Origin of the sequence: Legionella maioricensis (assembly GCF_023618015.1) — a bacterium.
Taxonomy (GTDB): domain Bacteria; phylum Pseudomonadota; class Gammaproteobacteria; order Legionellales; family Legionellaceae; genus Legionella; species Legionella maioricensis.
In genome coordinates, this window is the sequence record NZ_JAJKBJ010000045.1 from 1 (window position 1) to 11,640 (window position 11,640).

Genomic DNA, 11,640 nt, shown 5'->3' on the forward strand with positions numbered 1-11,640 from the left:
GGTTTTTTTGTTAATCGTTTAGTGCTGATACTCAACTATCCGTCATCCCGAGGAGTTTGTGACGAGGGATCTCCTGAAATAGGCATGAGCCATATTTGGGAGCTCCTTCGCTTCACTCTGGATGACGTTTTTTAAGTCAATGGCAGTGGGGTAAAGTATTGGGGCGTGCTTTAGTCCAAGTGGCTTAAAGGAAGAGCTGTTGTTTCGCAAATAGTGCGTAAAATAAAACTGGAATGTACGGTGTCAACACCATTGATACAGGTTAATTTACCTAATAAAAATGCTTGGTAGGCATTCAAATCAGGAACAATTATTTTTAACAGATAATCGGCAGATTGCCCAGTTATCAAGTAGCATTGAACCACCTCAGGAAGAAAGCGAACTCTTTCCTCAAATTCACTCATGACTGCAGGTTGGTGACTGTTTAATCCTACTAAAACAATAACGGTTAATTTTAATCCTATTTTCTCTGGATCAAGAAGAGCGACCTGTTTTTTGATATAGCCGTTGTCTTCTAATAGTTTCACACGACGAAGACAGGGCGAGGGAGACAAGGCCACCAAGTCAGCTAATTCCTGATTGCTTATCTGGCTATTTAATTGTAACTGTTCAAGTAACTTCTTATCGGTGCGATCCATAATTTTCTTCAAAAATAATACAAGTACAACTTATGTTAGCATTTATATCTAAAATAACATATATTATTGGGATTTTTATCCAATTTTTAGGTTGTTAATAGCGAATTTCGCAATATTATTTCAATAAAAATAAGTTAAAATACTTTACTGTACATGGTTTGTTCACCATGTGTTTATTTAGGTTTTTGTTTTGAGGATAATTATGTCTGCTTCACGAATTGCCGCCTGGTGCGTATGGATAATTGCATCCATATTTTATGCTTATCAATATGTCTTAAGAGTGATGCCAAGCATTATGTTGACTGATATTACTCAACAGTTTCACATCGATGCCGCAGTGTTTGGACAATTTTCAGGTGTTTATTATCTCGGCTATTCGTTAATGCATTTGCCTATTGGAATTATGCTGGATCGATTTGGGCCAAGAAAAGTAATGACGGGATGCATTTTACTGACGGTCATTGGTCTACTGCCCATCATTTTTGCTGAACATTGGATATATCCTCTTATTGGAAGAGCATTGATCGGTATTGGTTCCTCTGCTGCAATTTTGGGTCTATTTAAAATAATCCGTATGACTTTTAAAGAGCAGCATTTTCCACGGATGCTTAGTCTTTCGGTAATGATAGGACTTATAGGTGCTGTTTATGGCGGTGGGCCCGTGAGCTATCTGTGTCATTTGTGGGGTTACAAAATAGTAGTGGAACTTTTTGTTATGGTGGGCTTATTGCTTGCAGGCATTACTTATCTGATTGTCCCGGAAGCCAAGCCAGATCGTCAGGCCTCTATTATTGCCAATATAAAGACGGTATTTACTCACCGTAAGGTGATGCTGCTGTGTTGCTTTGCAGGTTTGATGCTTGGTCCACTTGAAGGTTTTTCTGATGTGTGGGGTTCTGGTTTTTTAAAACAGGCTTATGGTTTTAGTGCAACAACAGCAAACTACCTTCCTTCCATGATTTTTATTGGAATGTGTTTTGGCTCCCCTATTTTAAGCCTGATTGCAGAAAAAACAGGATATTACCTGGGTACTATTATTGCTGCCGGAGCGGTAATGTTTTTAACTTTCATTGCTCTTGTAGCCGGCATATTAACCGTCACCAGTATCAGCATCAGTTTTGTTGTAGTTGGGGTATGTTGTGCTTATCAAATCCTTGCTATTTATAAAGTATCTACTTATGTGCCAGAGAACCTCGCCGGTTTGACCACTGCGATTGCCAATATGATCATCATGAGTTTCGGTTATGCCTTCCATACCGTAATTGGTTTTGTAATTAATACTTATGGTGGTACTGAGGTTACCCAAGCCTTTGTTTATGGAATTGGAGTTATTCCACTAACCTTGGCGTTAGGAATTATAGGTTTTCTGGTTATAGCTTATAAAGAGAAATATGGTGCATTAGCTCAAAATCACGCATTAGAAAGCGTGTAATTGATAAACAGACAGCTCGGTTTCTATTTGCCGCCCTCTTTTGATGGGCGGCATTTTTCATTCTATCAAGATCAAAACTTTTATCTTCTAATCAGATTATGAAATGGGGTTAGATGGAGCGAGGAAAGTAAACCACATCCATGTGGTTTGGTATCGTCCGTGATACCTGGGAAATTCCTTTTAAGACATCCGCTGTCCTTCCTCGTATTTTAAGCATAGCAAATTGTATTCAAGAGTGTTTTAAATTATGTCGCAAATTCATGTAAGAAATTTCTTGAAATTAATAAATAAGTCATGCAGGGCTGATTATGGGCATTTTAATATTTGAATTATGCAAGATAACTATGTACTGTAATAAGACAGTACTTTCATCAAAAGCAGAGAGTGGAATGAGATAATTTATTTAAGCGAAACTCTTGGTTGGTCCATTTGAGTCTGTTCATGGAAAAAAGACTCTGAAGGCTTTTGGTGGAATCTACTGGACATAATGGCAATTTCAAGGAGAAAACCATGATGCGAAAGTTTCCAATTAGTAGAAAGCCTTTAACAAGATTATATTCTGATGTTGTAGCCTCTTCATCTCATTTACCTCCATCCCAGGTTTTCCGAGCAGAAAAGAAAGTAGCACCAGCAGCAATCATGGACAGCAAAGCAACAACGAGTACTCATTCTGAGGAAGTAAAGGGCCCCAAATTTTTTGCCCAACTAAAATTAGAAGAACGCAAACAGTTTGCTTATAAAAAACGTATACGCTTTGATTACCGAAGCAATTACAGTGCTGCTCTCGCATTACCTTATTCAAAACAACAATTAGAAAAAAAACAGAATAATCCTAATTCACTTCTTGAAATGTCAGAGAAATACGTGATTGAACATGCCAATCGGCGTGTCGATTTATTTTTTTATACGTTGATTGCTTATTATAAAACAGGGGTCATACCAACGTACGGGCATACGGATTTGCAACATGGCAGGGGACGCACTATAAGGGGATATAAAACCATAACCGAGGCATGTCATAGCAGTTTTACTCCCTCATTACTGGATAAAACCATTTATCAAAATGAAGGCGGAAAAGAAAAACATAAAAGCTTGCTTAGCGGTACCCACCTTATGGATAGCCTAAACTCCACGGTGGAATTGCCACCCTTTATGAATGATTTGGATGACGTCTTAGAAAGCAAATGCAAACAAAAATGCCTGGAGATTCTCTGGGAGGTATCATTAGGAAAAATAAATCCTGTTGAAGGATTAACTGTTTTTCTTAAAATGATGCAAGATGTTTTGAGCGATTTGAAACAGCAGGTACAACAAAAAAATCCTTCCCCATTATTCCAGCATTCATTTATTGGAAAACGGCATATAAATCCCAAACTGATTGATCTGGTTATAAAGGGAACGTTATCCACCACCTTCTCCAATAAAACAAAAGCTAATGATGATTACATTCAACTTTTGCTTAGAATGACTGCGGAAGAAAAAGCATTATGTGGCAACGAAAAGAACAAGGAGCAATTATATTTGAAGAAAACGCTGGAAATGCAGAATGAAATCTTACAAACAAAGAGTGGGGCAAATTTATCCCCAGTGGGTTGATAGGTCAGAAGTATTTATTCTTTTAACTTCTCCCGGGATGGCGGACATACTCCTATAGTGGCCTGGTTAAGCCACTTTCCGTCATCCCGAGAAGCTTGCGACGAGGGATCTCCTGAAATAGGCATGAGCCACATTTTGGAGATCCTTCGCTTCGTTCTGGATGACGTTTCTTAAGTCCTATTTTGTTTTTAGCTGCGGCTGGCTTTTCTTTTCATCATTATAATTGTACGCTCTAAAAGGATAGATCAGAGAAAAGCTACCTTTATCAAGGATTGATGAAATGAGTCAACTAAGGCTGCGTAAACCAGGAATAATATTGCTCCTAATCTGGACTCAATTTGCTTTTTCAAAAAATGCCCCGTTAACTAATAAAACAGTTTCTCTTTTTCAAGCCCAATCCACTTATGCAACTGGGAATAAGCCAAATGAAATCGCGAAGGGTGATTTTAATGGGAATGGTAAATTAGATCTGGCCATTACCCATTTTACCAGTAACACGGTTTCCATATTGCAGGGGAGTGGAAATGGAACATTTACAGTTAAATCTACATATAAAACCGGAATTAACCCACAAGGAATTGTAGTAGGGGATTTTAATGGAGATAGTATACTGGATCTGGCTATAGTGAATAAAGGCAGCAATACCGTCTCTCTATTGCTTAATAATGGAGTTGGAGATTTTCTTACTCAATCTACTTACGCTACTGGATCTCAACCAGAATCAATAGTGATAGGTGATTTTACTGGAGATGGTTTATTAGACCTGGTCCTGACTAATAAAGGCAGCAATACTATTTCAATATTATCCGGTAATGGCGATGGAACCTTTCAAAAGCAATTAATGTATGCCACAGGGACTCATCCACATGGAATCGCTCTAGGCGATTTTAATGGAGATGGTAAACTGGATTTGGCCATCACGAATAGTGGAAGTAATACCGTTTCCATTTTATTGAATAATGGAAATGGAACTTTTCGTACCCAATCTACTTATGCTGCTGGAAAAAATCCCACAGGAATTGGGGCCGGTGATTTTAATAAGAATGGTAAATTGGATTTAGCAGTCCTGAATAGCGAGAGCAATACGGTTTCCATTTTATTAGGTAAGGGGGATGGAACTTTTCAATCCCAAACTAACTATGCGACTGGGGCTAATCCATACGGAATAATTGTGGGTGATTTTAATAAAGATGGGAACTTGGATTTGGCCATTACAAATAGCGGTGGTAACACGATTTCCATTTTGTTAGGGAACGGTGATGGAACTTTTCGCAGCCAATTAACTTATGTCACTGGGCTTCACCCTGAGGGAATAGTGGCAGGTGATTTTAATGGAGATGAAAAATTGGATTTAGCCATCACTAATGTTGCCAATAATACGGTTTCCATCTTGCTAAGTACCCAGTAATTTAATCAATCTTCTATCGACTACTGCTTCATTTGGGCCGGCTACAAAATGGGTTAAACCTGGAGTTGCGGCCTAATTCGAGATCTTATTGTTAATGGTGCTCTGCCAATTTAGTTTTTAATAAGACAGCTGAAATTATTAATAACATCCCACCCAGAGCAATCAAGCCGGCACTAGAGATGAGGGACAATAAATTGGAGCCCAATCCCGTTATCATCCAGGCAAAGGCCATAACAGAGCCTGATATCCCCATTACCCAGCCTTGAGATTTTTCATCCACTGCATTAGAAAACAGTGTTAATAAACAAGAAAATGCCATGATGTCACATGTGGCAATAATTATTGCCAATGGCCATTGTAATAAAGAAAGGGGTAGGACATACACGAGTAATTGCCCGAGACCGGTGAGCAGTAGGGTGACTACAGCAATGGATGAAACTTTGAAACGCCTTACACATAAAGGCATGCCAGCAAGGATACCAATGGCAAAACCTAAACCAATCATTCCTTGAACTGCTCCCAATTGCCAATTAGTGTACTCGTAGGCATTTTTCATATACACAATGATAAATTGGAAATAAAGGCTAAAACCCATCTGCATTAATAAAAAAACAAGTGCCAAAATCCGTACGGACTTATGTTGAAATGCTTCAATGAAAATTTGCACCGGGCGCAAGATGGATATTTTTTTATGGGACAAAGCAAGAGTGGTGTCTTTATAGCCAAATCCTATCCAGATGGAAGCAAGTAATGCCAGTAAGGCCGCCATGAAGAATGGGGTGGTATAAGTAAACCATGGAAGCAATTGGGAATCAGACATTACACCACCAAGTAATGGGCCAAGTACTGAACCCACGCTAAAGCTCATAGAAATAAGACTCATATTCAATGGCTTGGTCTCAGGAGTGCTCAGATCGGCAATAGAGGCTTGAGCTATGGGCTGGCTGCCTGCCATTAAGCCGGATAGCGCTCGACCGATCAGCAAGATAGTCAGACTGGAAAAGGCAACTCCAAACCCCATCAGCAAAAAGCTGAGGGTTATCCCCATCATGCATAAAAATAATACTTTTTTTCGACCCCAGACATCGGATAAATCACCCATAAATGAGGTGCCAAAAAACATACACAATGGATAAAGCATATAACTTAATCCCAGATAAAAATGCTTGAGAGCGATGCTGGCATCCGCGCTTAATACAGGACTGTGATCTGCTGTGAATAGTGAGGTCATTACAGGATAAACAAGTCCAAATCCTAACGCATCAATAATCACTGCAAAAAAACACGGAGAGGTTTTACGAAGCATGGTTATACCTTTATGATGAATATGTTCTCAATATAATGTTATTTAAGATATTTTGTCTATGAGAGATAGCCTTCAGCGGTGATGTCTTCCAAGGATCTGGGGAGTACACCGTCATTACGCTCGAGATGACGTTTCCCTTTCTTATTGAAAAGCAATTGTAGCCTGGGTTGAGACGCAGTCGAAACCCGGGATGAGGTGACAAGTCTAAAAGCTGACGTACCTCAATCCTTCAGTCACGACGCGAATATTTTACTCCCATAAGAATCAGCAAAAACAAAAGAGCAAACGGTGTAATGAATATCATCATTAACGGCCATAAGTTAGAACTGGCATACAATGCATATAGAGTATAAGCAAGCAAAGGTATGCTTACCAACAAAGGAAGACACGCCATCGTTCTCCATCTGCCAGACCATTTAAAAATGAGTATGATTTGTAAAATCCAGTAAAGTGGGGTAGAAAAAAATAGTAGTTGTACAAAGACCATACCCCATATAGAGCTTGGTTCTTGCTGCTTTACACGGGCCTGTTGTTGCTGATTGAGCAGTTTTACCCAAGGGGATTGCGGATGCGTTTGGCCCGTACTACCTTCTTGCCAGATTGCCGAGAGTAACATTGATTTAGTTTGTAGTGGTTTCCATTTTTCATCGTAGACAGTCACCGTGATTGTATCTATATAGGTTGGCTTATCGTAGGCTACCCAGGCAATCGCATCGCCCTCCCCAGCGAAATAGGCCTGCGAGGGGTTGAGCCGCACCTCTTTGCTTATCTGTTGATTCAAATTTTTTCCCATCGCTTGAAAGCGCAATGGTTGATCGCTTTTATAATGGATAAGCACATAGATGGCTTCACCCAGGTATAGTACTGCGGGTGATTTGGGGCTTGTTTCGATAAGCTCTACATTTAATGCAGTAGCCAGGGTTGAGTACAAATACACTATTACCGCAAACAGTGATAACAAAGACAATCGGATGGGCTTCATGCACATATCCTTTAAATGATTAATATCTCAGTTATCTAAAACAACACGGTAACGCGCTTTACCAGCTCGTAAATGATCCAGTGCCTTGTTCACATCCTTCATAGCAAAATGTTCAGTCAAAGGCATGATTTGATGACGCGCACAGAATTGGAGCATATCTTGAATCGTTGCTGGACTACCCAGCGGCGAACCGGAAATACTGCGCTGTCCCATGATCAGTTGAAAAGATGATGCGGGGATGGGAGCGGCGATCACGCCCACAGTATGTAACCGTCCGCGCGGTGCCAATGCATTGAGGTACTTCGGCCAATCAAGATTGGCATTAGCCGTATTGAGTATGAAATCAAACTTGCCAGCCAGCGCCTCTAAAGCCTTACTGTCTTTAGAGTTCACGACATGATGTGCTCCCATGTGCTTGGCTTCGGCTTCTTTACCCGGTGAGGAGGAAAACGCCGTCACCTCACATCCCCACTTGTTGAGAAACTGCAGAGCCATATGGCCAAGCCCACCAATACCGATCACCCCTACGTGCTGTGTGGGACGCACATCAAATTGAACAATTGGATTAAACACCGTAATACCACCGCAGAACAAAGGGCCTGCATTATGAGCATCCAGGCTATCGGGCAGCTCAGTCACCCATTCCGCATTGCTGCGTACTCGATTGGCAAATCCCCCATGCCGTCCTATTATCGTTTGTTCTACCGTACTACAAAGATTTTGATCACCCCGCATACAGTGATAACAATGCATGCAACTTCCACTGAACCATCCAAGCCCCACACGCTGGCCAAGCCTCAGATTTTTAACATGTTCTCCCATTGCCACGATAGTACCTACTACCTCATGACCTGGCACCACAGGATAATTACTAAACCCCCATTCATTATCGATCATTGCGATGTCTGAGTGGCAAATTCCGCACGACTCAACTTTGATATCGACCTGATCAGAACCCATTTCCCCTAGCTCATACTCGAAAGGAGAAAGCTGACCTCCTTTTTCGCGGACCGCATAAGCCTGAACTTTTGTCATGACAATCCTCCTTGATCTAAAATCTATTGGACTAAATTTAATTCACATTGTTCATTAAAAATAATACTGGCATAGCATCAAGTGTCTGTCAAACCAGCATGGAAGATAAAAAAAATTATCCCAATCTAACGCTATAATCTGAGGGATTCATTTAATTTCAGCAATTGATTAATAGGCTCATCAGAATAATTTTCTTCATTTTTAAACGCTGTTTCAATTGCTATATTGAGTAAACAGGTTTGTTTTTTTTCGTCAATATCCAGAAATTTTCGACTTAAAACGGAGCCTATTTTTTCTGGGCCAAAAATATTTTTATAATCTGTTAATGCATTTAAAAAGGATGCAGGATTATTTTTTAATCGAAACGAGAGATCGGCTAGTGCTTTTTGATAAGTTATTTCATTTTGCAGGACGATGGGTTCTTGATTTTCAACATGATCCCTTCTTTTAAGAGTACTTCGCGCAGTTTACTTGGGTTGCTCTTTTTAAAATGTTCATCGTTTAGTAGTTTATCAATAATGGTGCTTAATTTTAAACTGAATTCCGCTTCCGTAGATAAACCAGAATAGGCGAATAATAATTCTCTTTGTTGATTAATAATTTCAGTTTGAACTTTAGTGTAGGTAAGCATGCTCGTCTGATATGTTAATCCAATCCATATACAAATTATATATTATTTGTAATAAATGGCTAATTTAATTTCTTTGATGATCAAAGTATCGTGTTTAGATGCCGTTGCTACGGTTGAAAGCGAGAGTGGTAGCCCGGAGCTGGTGGCACATTATTGGGGTTTGCCCAGCGTTTCCATTCAGGCTGCTCTTGCTGTAATTCACTCTAAAAAAAAGGAAGGATGATGCTCCTCCTCCCTTATACCCAACTGGTGCTGCCTATCGAATGGAATAAGATCCTTCGTTTTCTCTATCTGTAGTAGACTCGAGCTTTTGCTGTTCAACATTGCGTAGGGCGGTGTTAAGATCCACTAATGTAGTTACGATATTGCTTTTTTTATCTTCATTACGTTCAAAGCCGCTATCAGCACTTATATTGTTATAGACCTGATAAATATCCCCCATTTTTCTAATTTGAACTCCAGGAGTGCCTGGCCCTTTATTCAGAGCAATGACATCATCATTTAATTTAAACACACTATAAGAATTACTGAGTGGCGTATTGATTTGTAAAGGAAGCTCAGAGAACCATTTTTCAAACGTGTCAGAAGGTGTTATTTGAACATGAGTTCCTTCCGATCTGGAAAAGCAAATGTTCTCTTCTTCATAAGAAAAAAGCTTCATTTCTATTTCTTTTGGTTCGTCCGCCAACTGGGTTCTACCAAAAGTATTCGCATAGTGTGCATCACTGTCTGTAAAGGCTGGCTTTCTTTCTAGAGATGGATCACCAAACCAGGTATTGTCCCAATGGAGTTGGATATTACCCGCTAGTGCAGATGGTGGAATCAGCAGATCACTAAGGTTTGCTTCAGGGAGCACCTCTTTCATGGTTATTAGAATTGGAGTAAGCGCATGGGTATTAGAGCTAATCATTCTTCTACCATAGCTACTACTGAATAGCATTGTATCGGGTGCTCTTTTCATTTCTAACTCACTCATATTATGAGAAGATTGTTTGAATAGGAGTAACTCTCCTTCTTTGTTCTTATAGATATAGAAAGGAGCATTCGAGCCTATTAGAACTTCAGTACCTTCTCCCTCCTTCAGGGCATTGACGTCATGAATAAAATGAGTTTTACCAATTTGAGCTAAATCATTGGCAGTTACTTTGCGGTTTAAAACATAAGCAGGATCATAGCCATTTGAGATGCGGTCATAATTTGCCAGGTATTTTAGAAGCGTTTGTTCTAAGACCTTCGAGCCGGGAATGGCTGCCATCAAACAATTGTCAGGTTTGGAGATCACCGAGCCGTTACCTAGGCTACCCATCATTGCATTTTTCATTTTTGGTTCACTTCCATCTTTCAAAAGAAAGTGATCGCCAAGTATTTTGATACCGTGAGGTAGATCGATATCAAATTGAGATTGAGGCTTGTTTTTTTGGAATTGTTCCTTAGTCCAATTGACTCTATTTTGCTCTGGAATAACGGGACAAGGCTTGCCTATACAATTTAAAAACTCTGTGGGTGTTAAGTGACATTTAGTCGATTGACTCTTTTCCAGAAGCTCATTAATCCGTTCCATATTAACTACGGGTGTAGTCATTGTTTGCTGCTTTCCATTTATCTCAGTTAAACAATGAAAGATATTGTCTACAATAACACCTTGATTTTTAAAAGGAGTTAGATCTTCTGGTAATTGAGCAAGTATCTGGATGTCTAGTCCATTGGCTTCGTCTCGAGGAAGAAAGATATGATCAATATCTGAATAAACGCCGCCTTCCTTTAGTAAAATTAACACCCTCAGCCAGTCTGCAGCAGCAGAATAGTTTTTGTTACCCGCCATTTCCTGCCTAATGCGAGATAATATTTCTTTGCCTTTTTCAGGAAAAGTAGCATTTGTAAATTCTGTTAATTCATTAATGTCTCTTAACTTTATTTTGTCGTAAAAGTTAATATCCATTTTGGCGGCAGTCTTATGAAACTGCTTTGGGTTGCTCAGCCACAAATTGACTTTATAACCCATTTTTTCTGCTTGGGTCACTGCAGCACGAAGATTTAAAAGATATTTCTCAGAAACATCACCGCCGACCCAAATAAAGTGAAATTCTTTAGGTGCAATCGGGGTACTCTTTTGGTTAGACTCTATTTTTGAAAACATAATCAACTCTCCTAAAAAACTATTTATGACAACAGTTCTGATATTGAGGAGATAAAGGAAAATAGACTGGTGCAACGGATAAAAACAGGTTGTATTATCACCGATTAAACTCTTCAGGAAATAAACAATCAGTAAATTGATATGTTTGTTTCCACCTTTATCTCAGCGACAAACCCGTTTATTAATTAATACTAGATTATATAAACCAGTTCTCCATCAATCCTTATGGAGAGGATTAGTCGTTATACTTAAGTTAATCCTGGATTAAGTGTTAACACTTAGCCGACAAACTTAACTTAAAATAAATTGTACAAAAATAAAACAAATATGTCAATATATTTTTTTAACCTCTGATATAGAGATAGATGAACGGTAAAATTTTTTAATAGATTGAAATTTTTGGAGTAGGCAAGTGATAGGATACTGCCTCAAAATTTGAACGATAAAAATAGGGTGGCGGGTTTTCTCCAGGATT

General features: G+C 39.3%; 10 protein-coding genes. 4 read left to right on the plus strand and 6 right to left on the minus strand.

Annotated elements, in window-relative coordinates; all coding sequences use genetic code 11:
* Positions 1–170: 170 nt before the first annotated feature.
* Positions 171–638 (minus strand): Lrp/AsnC family transcriptional regulator, encoded by a 468-nt coding sequence (locus tag LOX96_RS17200; RefSeq protein WP_250424709.1) that lies wholly within the window; start codon positions 636–638, stop codon positions 171–173.
* A gap of 202 nt (positions 639–840) precedes the next feature.
* On the opposite strand from LOX96_RS17200, the gene LOX96_RS17205 reads away from it, so the two are divergent.
* The 3 genes from LOX96_RS17205 (at position 841) to LOX96_RS17215 (ending at position 5,074) form a co-directional block, all read left to right on the plus strand.
* Positions 841–2,070 (plus strand): MFS transporter, encoded by a 1,230-nt coding sequence (locus LOX96_RS17205; RefSeq protein ID WP_250424710.1) that lies wholly within the window; start codon positions 841–843, stop codon positions 2,068–2,070.
* A 510-nt stretch (positions 2,071–2,580) separates the two neighbouring features.
* A complete protein-coding gene (locus LOX96_RS17210; protein ID WP_284498406.1) occupies positions 2,581–3,666 on the plus strand; it encodes a hypothetical protein in 1,086 nt (361 codons plus the stop codon).
* Positions 3,667–3,946: 280 nt separating this feature from the next.
* Positions 3,947–5,074, plus strand: coding sequence for an FG-GAP repeat domain-containing protein (locus tag LOX96_RS17215; protein WP_250424711.1), 1,128 nt, complete (start codon positions 3,947–3,949; stop codon positions 5,072–5,074).
* 91 nt (positions 5,075–5,165) lie between these two features.
* Here the strand turns inward: LOX96_RS17215 and LOX96_RS17220 are convergent, their stop codons facing one another.
* The 4 genes from LOX96_RS17220 to LOX96_RS17235 all read right to left on the minus strand — a co-directional run bounded on the left by LOX96_RS17220 (position 5,166) and on the right by LOX96_RS17235 (position 9,028).
* Positions 5,166–6,380, minus strand: a complete 1,215-nt coding sequence (locus tag LOX96_RS17220; protein ID WP_250424712.1) for an MFS transporter — start codon at positions 6,378–6,380, stop codon at positions 5,166–5,168.
* A 229-nt stretch (positions 6,381–6,609) separates the two neighbouring features.
* Positions 6,610–7,362, minus strand: coding sequence for a hypothetical protein (locus LOX96_RS17225; RefSeq protein ID WP_250424713.1), 753 nt, complete (start codon positions 7,360–7,362; stop codon positions 6,610–6,612).
* A 27-nt stretch (positions 7,363–7,389) separates the two neighbouring features.
* A complete protein-coding gene (gene ahr / locus LOX96_RS17230; RefSeq protein ID WP_250424714.1) occupies positions 7,390–8,397 on the minus strand; it encodes an NADPH-dependent aldehyde reductase Ahr in 1,008 nt (335 codons plus the stop codon).
* A gap of 394 nt (positions 8,398–8,791) precedes the next feature.
* The gene (locus LOX96_RS17235; protein WP_250424715.1) at positions 8,792–9,028 is read right to left on the minus strand and encodes a hypothetical protein; all 237 of its coding nucleotides are present in this window, start codon (positions 9,026–9,028) and stop codon (positions 8,792–8,794) included.
* A 55-nt stretch (positions 9,029–9,083) separates the two neighbouring features.
* Here LOX96_RS17235 and LOX96_RS17240 point away from each other — a divergent pair, with 55 nt between their 5' ends.
* Entirely contained in the window at positions 9,084–9,251 is a 168-nt protein-coding gene (locus LOX96_RS17240; protein ID WP_250424716.1) for a hypothetical protein, read from the plus strand.
* A gap of 33 nt (positions 9,252–9,284) precedes the next feature.
* Here LOX96_RS17240 and LOX96_RS17245 read toward each other — a convergent pair whose 3' ends face one another.
* A complete protein-coding gene (locus tag LOX96_RS17245; RefSeq protein ID WP_250424717.1) occupies positions 9,285–11,165 on the minus strand; it encodes a TcdA/TcdB catalytic glycosyltransferase domain-containing protein in 1,881 nt (626 codons plus the stop codon).
* Between the last annotated feature and the right edge of the window lie 475 nt (positions 11,166–11,640).

What these genes read in the sequence shown, in the direction of transcription:
- ahr (WP_250424714.1), bottom strand. Translation starts at nt 8,397, where the DNA reads ATGACAAAAGTTCAGGCTTATGCGGTCCGCGAAAAAGGAGGTCAGCTT.
- LOX96_RS17215 (WP_250424711.1), top strand. Translation starts at nt 3,947, where the DNA reads ATGAGTCAACTAAGGCTGCGTAAACCAGGAATAATATTGCTCCTAATC.
- LOX96_RS17240 (WP_250424716.1), top strand. Translation starts at nt 9,084, where the DNA reads ATGGCTAATTTAATTTCTTTGATGATCAAAGTATCGTGTTTAGATGCC.
- LOX96_RS17205 (WP_250424710.1), top strand. Translation starts at nt 841, where the DNA reads ATGTCTGCTTCACGAATTGCCGCCTGGTGCGTATGGATAATTGCATCC.
- LOX96_RS17225 (WP_250424713.1), bottom strand. Translation starts at nt 7,362, where the DNA reads ATGAAGCCCATCCGATTGTCTTTGTTATCACTGTTTGCGGTAATAGTG.
- LOX96_RS17200 (WP_250424709.1), bottom strand. Translation starts at nt 638, where the DNA reads ATGGATCGCACCGATAAGAAGTTACTTGAACAGTTACAATTAAATAGC.
- LOX96_RS17220 (WP_250424712.1), bottom strand. Translation starts at nt 6,380, where the DNA reads ATGCTTCGTAAAACCTCTCCGTGTTTTTTTGCAGTGATTATTGATGCG.
- LOX96_RS17210 (WP_284498406.1), top strand. Translation starts at nt 2,581, where the DNA reads ATGATGCGAAAGTTTCCAATTAGTAGAAAGCCTTTAACAAGATTATAT.
- LOX96_RS17235 (WP_250424715.1), bottom strand. Translation starts at nt 9,028, where the DNA reads ATGCTTACCTACACTAAAGTTCAAACTGAAATTATTAATCAACAAAGA.
- LOX96_RS17245 (WP_250424717.1), bottom strand. Translation starts at nt 11,165, where the DNA reads ATGTTTTCAAAAATAGAGTCTAACCAAAAGAGTACCCCGATTGCACCT.